The organism is Nocardia sp. PLKS1-43 (genome assembly GCF_059510335.1).
On sequence record NZ_JCAJZQ010000001.1, the window covers coordinates 142,478 to 161,366 of the forward strand.

The 18,889-nt window shown below is 68.2% G+C and carries 17 protein-coding genes; 12 read left to right on the forward strand and 5 right to left on the reverse strand.

Going from position 1 to position 18,889, the window contains the following annotated elements; translation table 11 throughout:
• Positions 1-71 precede the first annotated feature (71 nt).
• The 3 genes from AC5WS7_RS00645 to AC5WS7_RS00655 are packed head-to-tail and all read left to right on the forward strand — an operon-like array spanning position 72 to position 4,029.
• Positions 72-1,244 (forward strand): acyl-CoA dehydrogenase family protein, encoded by a 1,173-nt coding sequence (locus tag AC5WS7_RS00645; protein ID WP_495952341.1) that lies wholly within the window; start codon positions 72-74, stop codon positions 1,242-1,244.
• 4 nt (positions 1,245-1,248) lie between these two features.
• Positions 1,249-2,760, forward strand: coding sequence for a class I adenylate-forming enzyme family protein (locus AC5WS7_RS00650; protein ID WP_495952342.1), 1,512 nt, complete (start codon positions 1,249-1,251; stop codon positions 2,758-2,760).
• Between the two features lie 21 nt (positions 2,761-2,781).
• Positions 2,782-4,029 carry an FAS1-like dehydratase domain-containing protein gene (locus tag AC5WS7_RS00655; protein WP_495952343.1) on the forward strand — a complete coding sequence of 416 codons (1,248 nt, stop codon included), beginning with the start codon at positions 2,782-2,784 and terminating at the stop codon, positions 4,027-4,029.
• Between the two features lie 33 nt (positions 4,030-4,062).
• On the opposite strand, the gene AC5WS7_RS00660 is transcribed toward AC5WS7_RS00655, so the two are convergent.
• Positions 4,063-5,502 (reverse strand): FadR/GntR family transcriptional regulator, encoded by a 1,440-nt coding sequence (locus tag AC5WS7_RS00660; protein ID WP_495953698.1) that lies wholly within the window; start codon positions 5,500-5,502, stop codon positions 4,063-4,065.
• Between the two features lie 292 nt (positions 5,503-5,794).
• Here AC5WS7_RS00660 and AC5WS7_RS00665 point away from each other — a divergent pair, with 292 nt between their 5' ends.
• Positions 5,795-6,985: an acyl-CoA dehydrogenase family protein gene (locus tag AC5WS7_RS00665; RefSeq protein WP_495952344.1), complete on the forward strand. Its 1,191-nt coding sequence runs from the start codon at positions 5,795-5,797 to the stop codon at positions 6,983-6,985.
• A gap of 27 nt (positions 6,986-7,012) precedes the next feature.
• Here the strand turns inward: AC5WS7_RS00665 and AC5WS7_RS00670 are convergent, their stop codons facing one another.
• A complete protein-coding gene (locus AC5WS7_RS00670) occupies positions 7,013-7,543 on the reverse strand; it encodes a nuclear transport factor 2 family protein (protein WP_495952345.1) in 531 nt (176 codons plus the stop codon).
• 510 nt (positions 7,544-8,053) lie between these two features.
• Between AC5WS7_RS00670 and AC5WS7_RS00675 the strand changes: the two genes are divergently transcribed.
• The 3 genes from AC5WS7_RS00675 to AC5WS7_RS00685 are packed head-to-tail and all read left to right on the forward strand — an operon-like array spanning position 8,054 to position 9,688.
• Entirely contained in the window at positions 8,054-8,887 is an 834-nt protein-coding gene (locus AC5WS7_RS00675) for an NAD(P)-dependent oxidoreductase (protein ID WP_495952346.1), read from the forward strand.
• Positions 8,884-9,072 (forward strand): ferredoxin, encoded by a 189-nt coding sequence (locus AC5WS7_RS00680; RefSeq protein ID WP_495952347.1) that lies wholly within the window; start codon positions 8,884-8,886, stop codon positions 9,070-9,072. The genes AC5WS7_RS00675 and AC5WS7_RS00680 overlap by 4 nt, the downstream gene beginning before the upstream one ends.
• Before the next feature lie 43 nt (positions 9,073-9,115).
• Positions 9,116-9,688: a cysteine hydrolase family protein gene (locus tag AC5WS7_RS00685; RefSeq protein ID WP_495952348.1), complete on the forward strand. Its 573-nt coding sequence runs from the start codon at positions 9,116-9,118 to the stop codon at positions 9,686-9,688.
• A 2-nt stretch (positions 9,689-9,690) separates the two neighbouring features.
• Here AC5WS7_RS00685 and AC5WS7_RS00690 read toward each other — a convergent pair whose 3' ends face one another.
• Together AC5WS7_RS00690 and AC5WS7_RS00695 are read right to left on the reverse strand one after the other, a co-directional pair.
• Complete coding sequence (locus tag AC5WS7_RS00690; protein WP_495952349.1) at positions 9,691-10,335, reverse strand: response regulator transcription factor; 645 nt, start codon at positions 10,333-10,335, stop codon at positions 9,691-9,693.
• Positions 10,323-11,498 (reverse strand): sensor histidine kinase, encoded by a 1,176-nt coding sequence (locus AC5WS7_RS00695; RefSeq protein WP_495952350.1) that lies wholly within the window; start codon positions 11,496-11,498, stop codon positions 10,323-10,325. The genes AC5WS7_RS00690 and AC5WS7_RS00695 overlap by 13 nt, the downstream gene beginning before the upstream one ends.
• A gap of 167 nt (positions 11,499-11,665) precedes the next feature.
• On the opposite strand from AC5WS7_RS00695, the gene AC5WS7_RS00700 reads away from it, so the two are divergent.
• Positions 11,666-11,869, forward strand: coding sequence for a hypothetical protein (locus AC5WS7_RS00700; RefSeq protein ID WP_495952351.1), 204 nt, complete (start codon positions 11,666-11,668; stop codon positions 11,867-11,869).
• Between the two features lie 432 nt (positions 11,870-12,301).
• On the opposite strand, the gene AC5WS7_RS00705 is transcribed toward AC5WS7_RS00700, so the two are convergent.
• Complete coding sequence (locus tag AC5WS7_RS00705; protein ID WP_495952352.1) at positions 12,302-13,468, reverse strand: acyl-CoA dehydrogenase family protein; 1,167 nt, start codon at positions 13,466-13,468, stop codon at positions 12,302-12,304.
• Positions 13,469-13,604: 136 nt separating this feature from the next.
• On the opposite strand from AC5WS7_RS00705, the gene AC5WS7_RS00710 reads away from it, so the two are divergent.
• The 4 genes from AC5WS7_RS00710 (at position 13,605) to AC5WS7_RS00725 (ending at position 18,826) form a co-directional block, all read left to right on the forward strand.
• A complete protein-coding gene (locus AC5WS7_RS00710; RefSeq protein WP_495952353.1) occupies positions 13,605-15,596 on the forward strand; it encodes an alpha-ketoacid dehydrogenase subunit alpha/beta in 1,992 nt (663 codons plus the stop codon).
• An 83-nt stretch (positions 15,597-15,679) separates the two neighbouring features.
• Positions 15,680-16,339 carry a TetR-type transcription factor C-terminal domain-containing protein gene (locus AC5WS7_RS00715; RefSeq protein WP_495952354.1) on the forward strand — a complete coding sequence of 220 codons (660 nt, stop codon included), beginning with the start codon at positions 15,680-15,682 and terminating at the stop codon, positions 16,337-16,339.
• A gap of 114 nt (positions 16,340-16,453) precedes the next feature.
• Entirely contained in the window at positions 16,454-17,206 is a 753-nt protein-coding gene (locus AC5WS7_RS00720; protein ID WP_495952355.1) for an SDR family NAD(P)-dependent oxidoreductase, read from the forward strand.
• A 99-nt stretch (positions 17,207-17,305) separates the two neighbouring features.
• Entirely contained in the window at positions 17,306-18,826 is a 1,521-nt protein-coding gene (locus tag AC5WS7_RS00725) for an acyl-CoA synthetase (protein ID WP_495952356.1), read from the forward strand.
• Positions 18,827-18,889 lie beyond the last annotated feature (63 nt).

Sequence of the window (18,889 nt, forward strand, 5' to 3'; positions counted from 1 at the left end):
TGTAATTGCACCCGGATGGGAATCGTGGACCGCACTGTGACAGGCCGCTGCCCACGACCGGAGGCGGCGGCATGAGCTCGGTTTTCACCGTCGAGCAGGACGAACTGCGCGCGACGGTACGCCGGTTCCTGGCCGATAAGTCGCCGAGCGCGCAGGTGCGACACTGGATCGATACCGCCGACGGCTACGACCCACAGCTGTGGCATCGGATGGCCACCGAACTAGGGCTGCACGGCCTCGCGCTGCCCGAGAGATTCGGCGGTTCGGGTGGCGGCCCGGTCGAACTGGGCATCGTGCTGGAGGAGATGGGCCGGGCCTTGCTGCCCTCGCCGTACTTCGCCGCGGTCGCACTGGCGGGCCAGGCGCTTCTGGCGTCGAATGATGATGCGGCCCAGGAACGTTGGCTGCCGGGGATCGCGGACGGCTCGGTGATCGCCACGCTGGCCCTCGCCGAGGAATCCGGATCATGGCGGCTCGAGGATGTCGCGACCGTCGCCGCGCCCGGTCCCGCCGACTGGACCCTGTCGGGTACGAAGATGTTCGTCATCGATGGCCACCGCGCCGACCTGCTGCTGGTGGTAGCGCGGACCGAATCGGGTGCGGGCCTGTTCGCGGTCACCGCCGACGCGGCCGGCCTGACCCGCAGCCCCATCGAAACATTCGACGCGACAAGACGTTTGGCGCGGATCGACCTGGACCGCACCCCGGCGCAACGCGTCGGTCCCGACGGTGACGCGACGCACTACCTGCGCGAGGTGCTGGATCTGGCGGTGACCGCACTGGCTGCCGAACAGGTCGGCGCAACCCAGGCGTGCCTGGACGCGGCGGTCGAATACGCCAAGATCCGCGTCCAGTTCGACCGCCCGATCGGCTCGTTCCAGGCGATCAAACACAAGTGCGCGGATCTGCTGCTCGACCTCGAGGCCGCGCGGTCCGCGGCGTATCACGCGGCCGCGGTCGCGGCCAGGGAACCGAGCGAGCTGCCCGCCGCCGCGGCGCTGGCCGCGTCCTGGTGTTCGGCGGCCTTCACCCGGGCCGCCAAGGAGAACATCCAGATCCACGGCGGCATCGGCTACACCTGGGAACACGACGCGCACCTGTATCTCAAGCGCGCCAAGGCATCCGAGCATCTGTTCGGCGCTCCCGCACTGCATCGATCCCGGCTGGCCGAATTGGTCGGCATCGCGGGAGATCCGGAAACGACCACTAGTGCCGAGCGTGACTCGGTTCTGGCGAAAGGCTGATCACGTGGGAATTCGCGAACGCCTGTCCCGGCTCCTGGCCGAGGCGCCCGCCGATGCCGAGGCGATCGAGCGTGATGAGATCTGGTGGACCTGGGGGCAGATGCGGCAGACCGCTCAGGCCGTGACCGACGCACTCGACGCGGCCGGGCTGGGCGAGGGCGCGCGGGTGGGCGTCGTGCTGGAGAACCGGCCCGAACACGTCGCGGTGCTGGCGGCGCTGATCGCCTCGGGCCGCTGCACGGTGACGCTCAGCCCGCTCCAGCCCCCGGCCCGCCTCGCGGCGCATATCGCGCGCTCGCGCCCGCCGGTCGTGATCGCGGGAACCGATGCGCTGGCCGGTTCCGGCGTACTCGACGCCGTCCGCGAGGGTGGCCTGGCCCTGGAGCTGCGCACCGACGGAACGGTGCACCGGGCCGGCGGCACCGCGCGCACCGAAGACGGCGGCACTGCCCCGATCGTGAATCCCGGTGTGGCCGTGGAGATGTTGACCTCCGGCACCACGGGCGCACCGAAGACGGTGAACCTCGGCTTCGATCAGCTCGACCAGGCCCTGATCTCCGGCGGGCAGGTGCCCAAGGCCGACCGCCTGCTGTCCCGCTCGGCCTCGCTGGTTTCCGCGCCGATGGTGCACATCGGCGGCATGTGGCGCGCACTGGGCTGCCTGGCCACCGGTCGGCGCATGATCCTGATGCCCAAATTCGTTCTCGACCAATGGGTTTCGGTCGTGGAACGACACAAGCTGCGCGCCGCGAGCCTGGTGCCCGCGGCCCTGCGGACGGTCCTGGACGCCGGTGTGCCCGCGGAACGGATCGCGAGTCTCGAGGTTGTCACCTCCGGCACCGCGCCGTGCCCGAAAGAGCTGGCGGACAACTTCTTCCGCACCTACGGCATTCCGGTCCTGATGACCTACGGCGCCACCGAATTCGCCGGCGCGGTCGCGGGCTGGACGTTGCCGCTGCACCGGAAGTGGTGGGACAGCAAGGCGGGCAGCGCCGGTCGCGCGCTCGCGGGCGCGGAACTGCGCATCACCGGTGAGGACGGCGCGCAGCTCCCGGAGGGTGAGACCGGCCGGCTCGAGGTCCGCACCGCACAGACCGTGCAGGGCGCGGACAGCTGGGTGCGCACGAGCGATCTGGCCCGGCTGGACGCCGACGGGTTCCTGTGGATCGAGGGCCGCGCCGACGACGCGATCATCCGCGGCGGCTTCAAGGTACAGCCCGAAACCGTGCAACGCGTCCTGGAAAAGCATGCGGCAGTTCGAGAAGCGGCGGTGGTGAGCATGCCCGACGAGCGGCTCGGCCAGGTACCCGTGGCGGCGATCGAGGTTGCTGCCGGGCAGCCCGCGCCCGAGGTGGCCGAACTGATCGCGGTGTGCCGGGCGCAGCTGCTGCCGTACGAGGTGCCCGTTCACATCGTCGTACTGGAGGAATTGCCGCGCACCCCGTCGAGCAAGGTGAGCCGGGTCGAACTGCTCGACATTCTGCGCGACCGCCTCGCCGAACAGATCACGGCGTGAACTTCTCCAGGAGGATCAACGATGACCAGCACCGATAACGCCCGTGCCGGGAAGTTCGGCGTACTGACCGACGAGGCGTTCGAACGATCCCGTTTGCGCCTGGGAGTGCCCAAGCCGCAACCCAATCCGCCGCACAACTACGAGGTGACCTGGGATGGCGTGCGGCACTTCGCCTACGGCTACGGTGACGACAACCCGCTGTACTGCGAGCCGGACCACGCGGCCTCGACCCGCTGGGGTGGGCTGATCGCACCGCCCACCTTCCTCTACACCATGGGCGAGGACGCGGCCCCCAAGCCGGATGCCGAGACCAAGGCGCTGCTCAAGGGCGACCCGTTCGCCGGGCTCGGCTCGTATCAGGCCGTGATGGAGTTCGAGTGGTGGCAACCGCTTCGGCTGGGCGATCGTTGCCGGGTGCTGCAGACCCAGGTCGGAGTCGCGCCAAAGCCGAGCAAATTCGGCGGGCGCACAGCGCATGTCACCCAGGACTACCTGTACGCCAACGGCCGCGGTGAGATGCACGCGGTGCGCCGGGGTACCTGGATCAACGCCGAGCGTCACGCCTCCAAGAAGCGGGCCACCGAGAAGCTCGTGCAGGAGCCCTACACTCCCGACCAACTCGCGGAGATCGACGCCGCCTACGCGGCCGAGACCCGGCGCGGCGCCCAGCCGCGTTACTGGGAGGACGTGCAGGTCGGCGAGGTATTGCAGCCCAGGGTGAAAGGCCCGCTGACCACGACCGATGTGGTGGTGTGGCATCTGGGCTGGGGTATGCAGCTGACGCCGCCCGGCGCATTCAAGATCGCCGCGAACATCCGGCGCAAGGCCCCCGGCCTCTACCCGCCCAACCCGATGAACATCCCCGACACCGTGCAGCGCCTGCACTGGGAGCCCGCCCGGGCCCACGAACTCGGCCTGCCGAACCCGTACGACTACGGCGGTATGCGCGAGACCTGGCTGGTGCACCTGCTCACCGACTGGATCGGCGACGACGGCTGGCTGTGGAAGCTGCGTTGTGAGCACCGCAAGTTCAACTACATGGGCGATACGACCTGGGTGCGCGGCGAGGTCGTCGACAAGCGGAAGGTGGACGGCCGCAACGAGGTTCACCTCGAGGTGCGCTGCGAGAACCAGCGCGGCGAGATCACCACACCGGGCACGGCCGTGGTCCTGCTCCCGAGCCGGGACGCCGCGGTCGAACTGCCCGCGCCCCCGGCCGCCGATCTGGACGGCATGGTGGCGTACGAGCTGGATCGGTTCAGCGTCTGAGGACGCCGCGCAGTGCCTGTGTCACAAGGGGTTTCAGTGCCACCAGGGCGTGAGGGCGTCGAGATGGCGGCGCATGCGATGCCGGGCCATCCCGGTGTCGCCCTGCAGGATCGCCTCCAGGATGCGGCTGTGCGCCTGCTCGACGTCGTCGGCGGCCTGCGCGCCGGGCAGCGGTTGCTCGTGTCCGGCCGCGTGCCGCCGGAACAACTCGGTGAGGATCGCCAGGAACAGCGACAGGACCGGATTGCCCGCCAGCGCGGCCAGTTCGGTGTGGAACCGGTCGGCCTTGCGCGGATCGTCCGGCGGTCCCTCCGAGGGCCAGCGCACCGCCTGGCCGAGCCGTTCGGCCGCCTCGGGATCACCCTCGGCCAGGCGCTCGGTCACCCGGGCGACGACGCCGAGTTCGATGGCGTTGCGCACGGTCTGCAGGTCCGCGGCGGTGACGCCTCGGTACTCCAGATACAGCGCCATCGTGTCCACGCTGGCCTGCGGTTCCGGTTCCGCGACGATCAGCCCGCCGCCCGGTCCGCGGCGCATCCGGGCCACCGAGTGGTACTCCAGCAGCCGCACCGCCTCGCGCAGCACCGCGCGGCTCACGCCGTAGCGCGCCAGAAGATCGGACTCGGAGCCCAGCACCATGCCGACCTGCCAGCCACGCGCGGCGATGTCCTCGTGGACGCGGCCCGCGACGATCTCCGCGAGTTTGGCCCCGGGCCCCTCCACCACCTCGGGTTCGACCACCGCGCCCTTGATCCGGGAGGTGCGCCGCACGCGATGCTTCTCGATCCAGGCGGCCACCGATTCCAGGTGTGCGGTCAGCTCGGTCTGGGCGCGTGCGCCGTCGCCCGCGATCACCGCGTCGGCGACGGCTCGGTGCGCCTCGTGCGCCACGGTCTTGGACTCGGCGACCTCGGCCTTGGAGAGCCTGCGGGAGGTGTGCGCGTAGCGTGCGGTCAGGCGGGTGAGCACGTCGATGAACAACTGCAGCACCGCGTTTCCGGACAGCGTGCCCAGCATGAGATGCAACGGATCCTCGGAGGAGACCCCCGGATCCTCGCGGCGCCCGGCCTCCTCGGCCAGGATCGCGCGCAGCGATTCGATGCTGTCCTCGGTGATCCGGTCCGCCGCCAGGCCCGCTGCGATGGGCTCGAGCAGGAGCCGGGCCTCGAGCAGATCCGCGACGCTGGTGCCGACGTACTCCAGGTAGATGACGATGGCCCGGGTCGCCGGGCCGGCGTCGGGCGCGCAGATGAACAGGCCACCGTTGGGCCCGCGCCGCATCCGGGCGACTTGATGGTGTTCGACCAGCCGCACCGCCTCGCGCAGCACCGATCGGCTCACTCCGAACTGCTCGCGCAGTCCGACTTCAGAACCCAGCGTCTCGCCGACCGGCCAGCCCTGCCGGATGACGGACTCCTCGATGCGGTGCGCGATCTGGGCGGCCAGCTTGCCGCCCCCGGGCTCGGTCTCGATGGCAGTCGCCATGACACTCCTCGGGGTGGGTTTTCGGATCCTCAGTGTAGTCAGCGGTGCGACCGATGCGGGCATGGCGTGCGGTCCAGCGGTGAACGAGTGGGATTACGGGCCACTGTTTCGGCGGACCGGGTCGGTTGTTCGCGGGCGAGCGGGCACGGGTTGAAAGTATACTCTTTCAAACTTTTCATCCCGATCGCCGGGATATTCTCCGGGTATGTCCCGAAATACATGAATATTGAGTGCATTCAATGCGAGCGCTGTGTGGGCTCGAGACGAGGAGTGTGAGGTAATGCGGTTGGAGTCCACGCCGGAGCTGGAGGCGTTCCGGCAGCGGGTGCGCGCATTTGTCGCCGAGCACGCCCCCGGCATCAAAGCGCACGCCGGAGTCCGCGCCCCCGATCCCGAACTTGTTCCGGCCATCCGGGATTGGACCGCGAAGCTGTACGCGGCGGGTCTGCTGGGCATCGACTGGCCCGCGGAATTCGGCGGCCGTCCCGACGCCCACCCGCTCGAATCCTTCGTCGTCGCCGAGGAGATCGCCCGCGCGCGTACCTGGTCACCGATCGGGGCCGCGCCGCTGGCCGCCGCCGCGGTCATCGATTTCGGTAGCGCCGAGCTGCGGGAACGGCTGCTGCCTCGGATTCGCGACTGCCGGGACATCTGGTGCCAGCTGTTCAGCGAACCGGGCGCGGGCTCGGACCTGGCGGCGCTGCGCACCCGAGCTCGCCTCGAGGGGGAGGGCGCGGACGCGGTATTCGTCGTCGACGGGCAGAAGGTGTGGACCACCAACGGTCAGCACGCCGATATGGGCTATCTGCTCGCGCGCACCGATCCCGACGCGCCCAAACATCGCGGGATCACCGCGTTCGCCCTGGATATGCGCACTCCCGGCGTCACCGTTCGGCCGCTGCGCGAGATCACCGGAACCACCGATTTCAACGAGGTCTTCCTGGACGAGGTTCGTATTCCGGTGTCGAATGTGATCGGCCGGGTGAACGAGGGCTGGCGGGCGGCGATGAGCAGCCTGGGCCACGAGCGTTCGGGTGTGGCCGCGCGCGGGGCGGAATTGTTCACCACATTGGACGACCTGCTTCGGCTGGCATCGCAAACCAGTGTGAACGGCGTTGCGGCACTGGAGGATTCCGCGACCCGCCGGACCATCGGGGAACTCGCCACCCGGGTGCACGTGAACGCCGCCATACTCGGACTCACCCAGTCCCGCATGCTGCATCACACCGAGCAGCCCGCCGACGCGCCGCTGGGCAAGATCTTCTTCAGCGAACTCAATCACGATCTGGTCGCCTTCGGCGTCCGGCTGCAGGGCACCGCGGGCCTGCTGAGCGAGGCGGATCCGGCGGCCGTGGCCGGCGGCTGGTGGCAGGACGCGCAGCTGTACTCGCGGGCCTACACGATCGCGGGCGGAGCCAACGAGATCCTGCGCACCCAGGTCGCCGAGCGCGGGCTGGGTTTGCCCCGCTGAGAGGGGCGTTGGCCCGCGCCCGGGCGCTCACGCCGACGTGCCGAACACGAGATAGGACGGATCGGACGAATCCCGCGCACCCCAGGTGGCGGGCCCGGCCGCCCACGCGTCGACGGGGGAGCGCACCTCGCGGAACAGATCCGCGACATAGGTCCGATGGTCGATCGCCCAGACGCCGTCGCGACAAGACCACCGGTCCACGTACCTGCCGCGGTGGAATTGATCGGTGACGTACCCGTCGGCAGGCGAGGTTTGCAACCAGACCGAGACGTAGGTCTCGCTGACCGCGGTCCCGCCCGGCAGATCGACCCGGATCGTCTCATTGCACACGCGATGGGAATGACCGCGGAATCCGGCGTGATAATCCCAGACGAAGTCCAGGAACCCGGCTCCGGTGCCGCGGAATCCGGGCCCGTAGTCGGCGGTCGCGCCGGGATGCCACACGCGCTCGGCCAGCGGCCGGTCCATCCGGTCCAGCCCGCGGCAATAGGAGTGCAGCACCTCGCGGATGGCCTCCTTGGCGAACAGGATCGCGACGGAATCGTCGGGGATGCTCATATGCGTTCTCCTCGCATTCGATATCGGCCGTGACACAACGGCATCGGCGGTGTGCTCAGCGCTAACAGAAACCGCCGCCGCGAGGAGGTCACCCATCCCGGAGACCGGAACCCGCCACATCTGCCACCGCCCGCAGATGGCCCGAAAAGTGCCATGTCGCAGGACTTCCCGCTGGGCGAGATGACGAGCGATGGCCGTCGCGGCCGGTGCTAGAGATGGAATGTTCCGGCGTGAATCCGGCCCGCGGACATCCACTCCGGGAGCGTCCGCACGCGGACCGGACACCGCCACGGTGAGTGCACGGACACAGCATGCCCCGCGCACCGCGGGGGGCGAGCGATGGCGAGGTGGAATTGTGAATCGAGCGCAGCGGCGTGAACGAGAACGTGCCCGGCGTAGACCGGAGTCGCGCGGCGACGCGGCGGCGGCCGCGAGTGGGGCCCAGCGGAGCCGATCACGGGCGCGACCCGTCCGATGGGTGCCGGTGCCGCGTGCCGGTGAGGCGGCGTCGTGAGCCGGACGATCGGATTCGTGGGGGCGGGCCGGATCGGCGAGCCGATGGTGGAGCGGCTGTTGGCGGCCGGACATCGGGTGCGTCTGTATGCGCGCCGGCCGGAGGTTCGCGACCGGCTGGTGACCGCGGGAGCCGAATCCGTCGCGAACGTCCGCGATATCGCGGACGCGGACGTGGTGATCAGCTGCCTGTTCAATGACGATCAGATCGCGGCCGTCCTGCCCGCCGTGGTCGGCGCGATGGCGCCGCAGACGGTTCTGCTCTCGCACACCACCGGCACCCCGGCCACACTGCGCGGCCTGCGCGCCTTCGCCCGCGACAGCGTGCCCGCGATCGTGGACGCGCCGTTCAGCGGCACCGCCGACGCGGTGCGCGCGGGCGAACTGGTGGTCTTCCTGGGCGGCGTGCCCGCGCACGTGTCGATCGCTCGCGAGGTCATCGGCAGCTATGCCGGTTCGATCATCGAAACCGGCGCACTGTGCTCGGCCCTGCATGTGAAACTGATCAACAACCTGTTGTTCGCCGCGATCGCACAGCTGACGCTCAACGCCACGAAAATCGCCGGCGCACAGGGCATCACCGAAGCCGCGATGCTCGACGCGCTCGCCCTCGCCAGCGCCGGAAGTACGGCCGGGCGCTACATCACCGCGCGCGGTGGCTCTGCCCCTTTCACCGCATCGGTCGAGCCCTTCCTGCGCAAGGATGTCGCCGCGGTCCGCGAGGCGCTGGCCGCTTCCGGCGCGGATCTGTCGACACTGCTGTCCGCGGCCTACACCGGGCCGATGCACCTGCGAAACCACACGACTACCGAGAACGGTGCTGTCTCATGAAGATCACCATCGACACCACCAAATGCTCCGGCCACGCGCGCTGCTGGGCGACGTCCCCGGACGTATTCGAACTCGACGACGACGGCTACGCTGTCGCCTACGACGGTGAGGTCCCCGCCGAGCTGGCCACCGCGGCCCGGGAGGGCGCGCTGGCCTGTCCCGAGCGGGCCATTACCGTAGAGTGACCGCCGGATCAGTCTTTTCCCAAGTCCCGCAAAGGAAGTCGCCGTGTCGCTGACCGTACTGGATCCGCATACGGCCCTGATCGTCATCGATCTGCAGAAGGGTGTCGCGGCGCTGCCGCTGGCCCATCCGATCGCCGAGGTCGCGGGCAACGCGGCCCGGCTGGCCGAGGCGTTCCGGGCACGAAAACTGCCCGTGGTCCTGGTTCGGGCCACCGGAATGGCACCGGGCCGGACCGAACGGTCCTTCAGCAGGCCCGACGCGCCGCGCCCGCCGGCTGATGCCGCGGATCTGATCCCGGAGCTGAACCGCCAGGACTCCGACCACGAACTGGTCAAGCAGACCTGGGGCGCGTTCATGAACCCCGAGCTCGACAGCCTGCTGCGAGCCCAGGAAGTCACCCAGGTCGTCGTGATCGGCGTCGCGACGAGTTTCGGCGTCGAATCCACCGCACGCCAGGCCTACGAACACGGCTACCACGTCACCCTCGCCACCGACGCGATGACGGATTTCAGCCAGGAGGCGCACGACCGCAGCGTCACCCTCGTCTTCCCGTCCCTCGGCGAAACCGGCCGCACCGAGGAGATTCTCGCTCTCCTCGAGCGGACGTCCACCTGAATTCAGGCGTTCTCGAGGTAGGCCAGGACCGCCAGCACGCGGCGGTGTCCGCTGTCGGTCGGCGGCAGACCCAGCTTCTGGAAGACGTTGCCGATGTGTTTGCTGACCGCGCGTTCGGTAACCACCAGGGTTGCCGCGATGGTGCTGTTGTCGTGTCCGGCGGCCATCAGTTCGAGCACCTCGCGTTCGCGCGGCGTCAGCGAGTCCAGCGGTGAGTTCTTGCGGCGGGTGAGCAGTTGGCTCACCACCTCCGGATCCAGGGCGGTGCCTCCGGCGGCGACCCGCTCGAGCGCGTCCAGGAATTCGTCGACCCGGCCGACCCGGTCCTTGAGCAGATAGCCGATTCCGGCCGCGCCGCCGCCGAGAAGCTCTATGGCATAAGACTGTTCGACGTACTGCGACAGGACGAGCACCGGGAGGCCCGGCAGTTCGGAGCGGGCGGCGAGTGCGGCGCGCAGCCCTTCGTCCCGGAAGTCGGGCGGCATCCGCACGTCGAGTACCGCGATATCGGGCCGATGTTCGCGCAGCGCGGGCAGGATCTCCGGACCGGTGCCCGCGACGGCCGCCACCTCGTGTCCAGCGGAGGTCAGCAACAACACCACACCCTCGCGCAGCAGCGCGTTGTCCTCGGCGATCACCACACGCACGGCAACTCCACTTCGATCACGGTCGGGCCCCCGGCGGGGCTGGTCAAAGAAAACGTGCCGTCCAGCGCGGCAATGCGGCGGCGCATCCCGGCCAGGCCGGAACCGCCCGGCGTACTGCTGGTATCCGGCGGTTTCTCCTGCACGCCGCCGATACCGTCATCGCGGACCGACACCCGCAATCCGCGCGGCACGTGCGCGATGCTCACCTCGGCATGCTGAGCTCCGCTGTGTTTGGCCGCGTTTGTCAACGCCTCTGCGACAACGAAATACGCGGCCGCCTCGAGCGCCGCGGGTGCGCGTGCGGTATCCAGTGCGCGATCGGAGTCCACGGTGACCTCCAGCCCGCTGTCGGCGGCCAGCGCCCGGACCGCGCCGGGCAGTCCGCGGTCGGTGAGGATGGGCGGATGTATACCGCGCACGATATGGCGTAATTCCGCCAACGCCTGTTCGGTCAGTTGCTGTGCCTGGTCGAGCATGTTGCGCGTGGTGGCCGGGTCCTGTTCGAGGGCGCGTTTGGCCAGGCCGATGCGCATGCCGAGGGAGACCAGCCGCGCCTGGGTGCCGTCGTGCAGATCGCGTTCGATTCGTCGTAGCTCGGCCTCGTGCGCGGCGATCGCACCCGCACGCGTCTGGGTCAGTTCGGCCACTCGCGCCGCCAGCAGCGCTTTGGGCGGGGGCTGGAGCAGCCGCCGTGACCACTCGGCGTCCAGATCGGCCGCACGGCTGATCAACGGCAGCACAACAGCATTGCGCCCCAGGAGTCCACACCACACGCCATCGACCGGGATCCCGGCGATCCACAGCGGAATCACCACGACGGCCAGCAGTCCGTAGACGTAGTACGTCACCATCCATCGCAGGTCCGAGAACGCGGTGGGGTCGTGCCGGACCGCGTGCAGGCTCTCCCGCAGCGAGCCCTCGATCGGCTGATACGCCTCGGGAACCGGGGTTCCGGTCCACACCGCGACCTGCCGCCGTTTTGCTCCGGCGAATCGCCGGACCAGGGTGGCCGTCACCGGCAAGATGCCGATGCCGACGATCGCCACTGCGCCCGCCACTGTGAGCAGCATGATGGTGATGAACAGATAATTGCCGATCGCCAGCCCGGCGGCATCGGCGAGCTGCAGGGTTGCACGCGCTGCCTGTCGCACTGTCTTTCGCATGGAATCAGGCTATGCGAGCGCGCGCCGCAGGCCGGTGAAGTCCGGTACCGGGTGCAGGTGTAGCCCGCTACACCATTGATTCGGGGTTGTGCTCCCTCGTTGCGGAGGCCCGAAGACAGAACTATTCATGGCAGACATTCACCGCCCTCGATAACGAAGGATCCGCCATGAAATCGCTCCTCGCCAAGAAATCCACGCTCTGGTTCCTGTTCCTGTTCAACGCTGCGGTCGCCTTGGCCGTCGGGTTCGCTCCGGTCGCCGAGGCCGTCGGCGCCGCCGGGATCCAGCAGTTCGTCACCTGCGCGGGAATGGGCGCGGTCGCGCTGGGCGCGGGCTCGGCGCTGTGGCTGCGCCGGGGCCGCCCGGCCTGAACTGCCCGAGAACAGGAGTCGATCGTGAGCGTAGCCGCCGGCGTACTGGTCGTCGGGGCTTCGGCCCACAGGACTATCCACTGCGGAAGCCCTGCGGCGCAAGGGGTATCGGGGAGGCATCACCCTTCTCGGAGCGGAACCGCATCTGCCGTATATGCCCAAGCGTCGCGTGTGGTCAGTGCGTCGCGGTCGCGCCCGATGTCTTCGACCAGCGCGACGAGGAAATGCCATGCCCGAGAATATGATTGCTGCAGAGTTGCCGAAATTTCCGGAAGTCCGTCCGGCAGCGTGCCCGTTCGCCCCGCCCGCCGGTCAGCGGGAAGCGGGGAAGCGTGCCGCGATGTCCCGGGTGCTGAACAGCGATTCCTGCCGGTCCGGACCGATGTCGGGTCGGGAACTCGCCGGGCGGTGGGGTGATTCGCGCGCGGCGGATTACGCACGAGCTGGGGCTGTGCGAAGGACGTTGCGCGCGATGACGTTTCGCTGGATCTCGTTGGTGCCCTCACCGATCTCGAGCACCTTGGCGTCGGCGTAGAGGCGGGAGATCTTGGACTCGCGGATGTAGCCGTAGCCGCCGTGGATCTGCACGCTCGCACTGGCGGCTCGGTTGGCCGCCTCGGAGGCGTACAGCTTGGCCATCGCCGCCGCCTGGCCGAACGGTCTGCCGTTGTCGGCCAGCCAGGCGGCCCGGTAGACCAGGGCGCGCGCGGCCTCGACCTCGGTGGCCGTATCGGCGATCATGTGCTGCACCGCCTGGAACGCCGAGAGTGGTTTGCCGAACTGCTCGCGCGCGGCGGCATGTGCGGCCGCCAGGCGCAGCGCTTCCTGCGCGAGTGAAAGTGCCAGTGCCGCAACGCTGATGCGCCCGGCGTCGAGGACATCGAGGAATTGCCGCAACCCGTTGCCCTCCTCGCCGATCAGGTTCTCGGCCGGAATGCGGCAGTTCTGGAAAATCAGTTCGCGGCTGTCCATGGCATGCCAGCCGATCTTCTTCAGCGGCGCGCCCACGGAGTATCCGGGGGTTCCCGTCGGGATGAAGAAGGTGCCGAATCGCTTGGCGCCGTCCTCGTTTCGGCCGGTGACAGCGAGAATCGTCACGCCGAGACTGATTTCGGTGCCCGCATTCGTGATGAACATCTTGGTGCCGTCGATCACCCACTCGTCGCCCTCGCGCCGGGCGGTGGTGCGGATACCGCTCGCGTCGGATCCGGCGGTGGGCTCGGTCAATCCGAACGCGCCGATATGAGTGCCCTGCGCGAGCGGGGTCAGCCACTTGCGCTTCTGTTCGTCGGTGCCGAAGACGGCCAGGGGCAGTGAGGCGATCGTGGAGTGCGCGTTCCAGCAGGCGGCGAAGGACTGATCGGCCGCGCCGATCGCCTCCATGGCGGCGACGTAGGAGATGTATCCGGCCTCGGTGCCGCCGTGCTCCTGCGGTATCAGCAGTCCGGTCAGATCCAGCTCGCCCATCTTCAGGAATACCTCGGCGGGGAATCGCTCTGCCTCCGACCAGGATTCGGCATGCGGCTCGATCTCGGCCGCGGCGAAATCACGGCAGAGCCGCTGTAGCTCGAGCGCCTCGGCGGGTAGGTCTAGATCCATGTCGAGAGTCCGTCCTGTCGGTGGCCGCGTCGGTGGCCCTTTGTTCTTTAGAACAATCGGTATAATATTGACTGTCGGTGCGCCGCGTCAACCGGCGGTGCGCCCCGCGACTCCGTGACCGATTGGCAGAAGAGCTATGACCGCAGCAGCGTTGACCCCACCGGATACGACGAGCCCGGCGGCGTTGTCGGAGATGTACCGCCGGATGTTCCGGATCCGGAGGTTCGAGGAACAGGCCGCGCGCCTGTACGCCGACAGCCGGATCCCCGGATTCCTGCACCTGTCCATCGGGCAGGAGGCATCGGCCGTCGGGGCCTGCTGGCCGCTGGACGACCGCGACGTGGTCACCTCGACCCATCGCGGTCACGGGCACTGCATCGCCAAGGGACTGGACGTCGAGGGCATGTTCGCCGAGCTGATGGGCAAGGAGACCGGAACATGCAAGGGCCGTGGCGGTTCCATGCATATCGCCGATCCTCGCCGGGGCATTTTCGGCGCCAACGGCATCGTGGGCGCGGGCCTGCCGATCGCGGTCGGCGCGGGCACCGCCGCGCAGTTGCGCCGGGCCGGGGGAGTGGTGGTCGCCTTCTTCGGTGACGGCGCGGTCGCGCAGGGCGTCTTCCATGAGGCCGTCAATTTGGCCGCGGTGTGGAATCTGCCGGTGGTGTTCTGGTGTGAGAACAACGGCTACTCCGAGTTCTCGCCGGCCGCGGACCAGCATCGCGCGACCCTGCGCGAGCGCGCGATCGGCTACGGCGTGGAGTTCGAGGCGGTGGACGGCAACGACGTGCTGGCGGTGGCGGAGTTGCAGAACGCGATCGTCGCGCGGGTGCGCGCCGGCGCGGGCCCGATCCTGGTCGAGGCGAGCACCTATCGCTGGCACGGACACTACGAGGGCGACCCCGAGAACTACCGGGACACCGCCGAACTCGACGAATGGAAGCAGCGCGATCCGCTGCTGATCCTGGGCGGGACCATGCGCGCACAGGGGCTGGCCGATCAGCTCACCGCCATCGAGGCGCAGGTCGAGGCCGAGATCGCCGACGCGATCGAAAAGGCAACGGCCGCACCGTATCCGGCTCCCGAGACGGTCGCGGACTACGTCACCTCGACGCGTCCGGAACTGCCCGAACCCGCGGTGCCGGAGACGGGAACCTGGAAGGTCATGCACGCGGTCACCAATGCGCTGACCAAGGAGCTCGAGGACGATCCGTCGGTATTCCTGGCCGGTATCGACGTCGGCAAGGGCGGTAACGTTTTCGCTCTGACTCGTGGTCTGGCACAACGGTTTCCGGATCGCGTGCGGGACACCCCGATCTCCGAGAGCGCCATCATGGGCACCGCGGTCGGCGCGGCCATGGCCGGATTCAAGCCGGTGGTCGAGCTGATGTACTTCGATTTCATCGGCGTGTGCCTGGATCAGCTGATGAACCAGGCCGCGAAGATGCGGTTCATGACCGGCGGCGCGGTGAGCGTCCCGCTGGTGGTGCGCACACAGTTCGCCGCGGGCAAGTCCTCGGGAAGTCAGCATTCGCAGAGCCTCGAGGCTCTGCTGGCGCACATCCCGGGGCTCACGGTGGTCATGCCCTCGACGGTCGCGGACACCTACGGGTTGCTGCGCGCGGCGATCCAGGACCCGAATCCGGTGGTGTTCATCGAGAACCGTCTGCTCTACGGCATGAAGGGCCCGCAGCCGCCGGCCGATCACATCGTCCCGCTGGGCAAGGCGATCGTGCGCCGTCCCGGCACCGATGTGACCGTGGTGTCCTATTCGAAGCAAGTACACGACTGTCTGGCGGTCGCCGAACGCCTTGGCGCGCAAGGACTGTCGGTCGAGGTGATCGACCTGCGCACGATCAGCCCGCTGGATTTCGACACCGTGCTGGCCTCGTTGCGCAAGACCAACCGCCTGGTGGTCGTGCACCAGGCGGTGGGGGAGTTCGGGATCGGGGCCGAGATCGCGGCCCGGGCCGTGCGGGAGGGGTTCTGGCATCTGGACGCGCCGGTGATCCGGGTGACCGCGGGCACCTCGCCCGCGCCGTATACGCCCGTTCTGGAGCAACTCTGGCTGCCGGATCAGGAGCGCATCGAGGCGGCGATCCGGGAGTCCTACGATATGCGGTCCTGACCAGCGATGATATGTTCGACTGAATGGTCAGTACAGTATAGAATCAAACCTTCCACGCGAACCCTGGCGACAGAGAGGATCCGATGCCCCGCCCACCCGGACACGGCCCCGCCTACGAGGTCAAGCGGCAGGAGATCATCGATACCGCCGCGGAGCTCTTCGCGCGGAAGGGCTATTCCGCCACCGGAATTGTGGAACTCGGCGAGAAGGTCGGGCTGGCGAAGGGCGCGCTGTACTACTACATCGGCTCCAAGGAGAATCTGCTCGTCGAAATTCAGGAGCGGGTGCTGAACCCGCTCATCGATGCTGCGGCGCGGATTCTGGAGTCCGACGCTCCGGCGCTGGTGAAACTGCGCCTGCTGTCCGGTGAACTGCTGAGCATGATCTTCGCGCGACTGGACCATATCTGGGTCTACGAGCATGACTATCGCCAGCTGACCGGCAAGAACCGCACACGTATGCTGCAGCGGCGGCAGGCGTTCGAGGCTGTGGTGCGCGCGCTGCTGACCGCCGCCATGGACGAGGGGGCGATCCGCAGGTCCGATCCGACCCTGGCCACGCTGCAATTTCTCAATCTGCACAACCACACCTATCAGTGGGTCAAGCCGGGGCTGAAGTGGGATGCGGAGCTTCTGTCCGCGACCTACTGCGCCACGCTGTTCGGCGGATTCGCCGGGGGCGCTTGCGATTTCGAGGCCGTGGAAGCGGGCGTGGCGGAATATCGCACCGCGCGGGCCGCATAGCGGGTGCGGATTCGCGGCAAGTCTTGACAGGATTGCGGCGTATAGTTTCTTATACCGAGTGTTCGGAATAACGTTCCTGGACATTCGACGCCGATATTCGAAAGAGGGCGGATCATGGGTTCGAGACTCGAGGGTAAGACGATTCTGGTGACCGGGGCCGGGGGAACACTCGGTTCGGCCGTGGCCCGCAGCTGCGTCGCGGAAGGGGCTGCGGCCCTCGTGCTCGCCGACCTGAACGTCGGGGCGATGACGGCGCTCGCGGACGAGATCCGAGCCGGGGGTACGACGGTATCCGTGGAACGGCTGAACGTGACCGACGGCGACGAGTTCGACGCGCTGGTCGCCTCGTCGGTCGAGCGGTACGGCGCACTCGATGCCCTGGTGAACACTGCGGGCATCGTTTCCCCGAATGCGCGCATCCACAACCTGTCCACCGAGGATTTCGAGCGCACCGTCTCGGTCAACCTGACCGGAACCTTTCACGCGATCCGGGCCGTCGCCCGCGCCCTGCGCAAGCGTTCGCCGGTATCGATCGTGAACATCGCCTCGGTCAGCGGCCTGACCGCGTGGTCGTATGCCGCGCCGTACTGTGCGTCCAAGGCGGGCGTGATCCATCTGACCAAGGTGGCCGCGCTGGAATACGCCAAGGAGGGCATCCGGGTGAACGCGGTGTGCCCCGGCACCTTCCCGACGGCCCTGCACGAGACGCTGCCGGCCGAGGCGATGCAGGCTATCGAGGCGAAACATCCCCTGGGTCTGGGCTCGCCGGAGAATCTCACCGGCGCGGTCGTCTATCTCGCCAGCGATGAATCCTCCTGGGTCACAGGGCATTCGCTGGTGGTCGACGGCGGCTACTCGCTGCCGTGACCGCGCGGTGAGATTGCCGGTTGTGAGCTACGCCAGAGTTTATTAGGTTAATCGGTACATAAAACGTCGAGGTTTCTCCTCCTCACAGCAAGGCCGTGCATGTTCAACTTTGCCTCCGTGCTGGATCGCAGCGCGCACCGATACGCCGACAGGGTCGCCCTGTCCGAAGGCGATCGTGAGCTCACCCACGCGGAACTGTCCGTCCGCGTCCAGGCTCTGGCCGTCGCCATGCGGCAGCTCGGCCTGGGCGCGGGCGACATCATCGCGGTACTGCTCTACAACCGCATCGAGTTCGTCGACATCATGCTCGCGGCCAACCGCGTCGGCGCGGCCGTGCTGCCACTGAACTATCGACTGTCCCCGGCGGAGTGGCAGTTCATCCTGGAACACTCCGAGGCGGTCGCGATCCTGACCGAGGCCGAATTCACCGGCAGCGTGGACGATCTGGCGTCGAAGCTCCCCGCGCTGCGGCACAAGCTCAGCGTCGACGCGGCCGGCGGCGGCTGGGTCGGATACGAGAGCCTGCTGACCCCGAACCTCGGTGCGAGCGTTCCGGTCGTGGATGTCGAACCCGATGCGCTGCAACGGCTGATGTACACCTCGGGCACGACGTCGCGGCCCAAGGGCGTGATGATCTCGCACGCGAACCTGATCTGGAAGAACCTCGCGCACATCCTCGAATTCGGCCTCACCGACGCCGACAACACCCTGGTCTGTGGTCCGCTCTACCACGTCGGCGGGATGGATCTGCCGGCCCTGGCCACCCTGCACGCCGGTGGGCGGATGAGCCTGGTGCGCCGCTTCGACGCCGCCGCGGTGATGGCCGCGATCGAGACGCTGCGGCCGACCAACATCTGGCTGGCCCCTTCGATGATGAATGCTCTGCTGCAACTTCCGGACATTCTCGAGCGTGACACCTCCTCGATCCGGTTCATCACCGGCGGTGGCGAGAAGATGCCGATTCCGCTGCTGGATCGGATCGGCCAGGCGTTCCCGCGGGCCTGGTTCGCCGATGCGTACGGACTGACCGAGACGGTGTCCGGCGACACCGTGAACGATCCGGCGCATATGCGCACCAAGGTCGGGTCGGTGGGTCGCCCAGTGGCCCACGTGCGCATCGCCGTACTCGACGACAACGGCGAACCGGTTCCGGCCGGGGAGCTGGGCGAGGTCGCCGTGCGCGGCCCCAAGGTGATGACCGGATACTGGCGCGACCCGGAGGCCACTCGAAAAGCTCTGCGCGAGGGCTGGTTCCACACCGGAGATATCGGCCGGCTGGACGAGGACGGCTACCTCTACATCGAGGACCGCAAGAAGGACATGATCGTCTCGGGCGGTGAGAACATCGCCACTCCCGAGGTGGAGCGGGTGCTGTACGAGCATCCGGACGTGCTGGAGGCGGCCGTGATCGGTATGTCGCACCCGCGCTGGGGCGAGGTGCCCAAGGCGTTCGTGGTGCTGCGCCCGGGAAGTTCGCCCGACGCCGTCGCGCTTCAGGAGTTCTGCCGGGAACGTCTGGCGAAATACAAGGTCCCCGCCGAGATCAGCTATATCGACGCGCTGCCGCGCACGCCGTCGGGGAAGGTCCTCAAGCGCAATCTGCGCGAGACCGACGTTTGAGCGGAGCCGAGCGGCTCGGACGGGCGTCGCTCACATCCAGTTGATTGTACCGACCGATTGTTC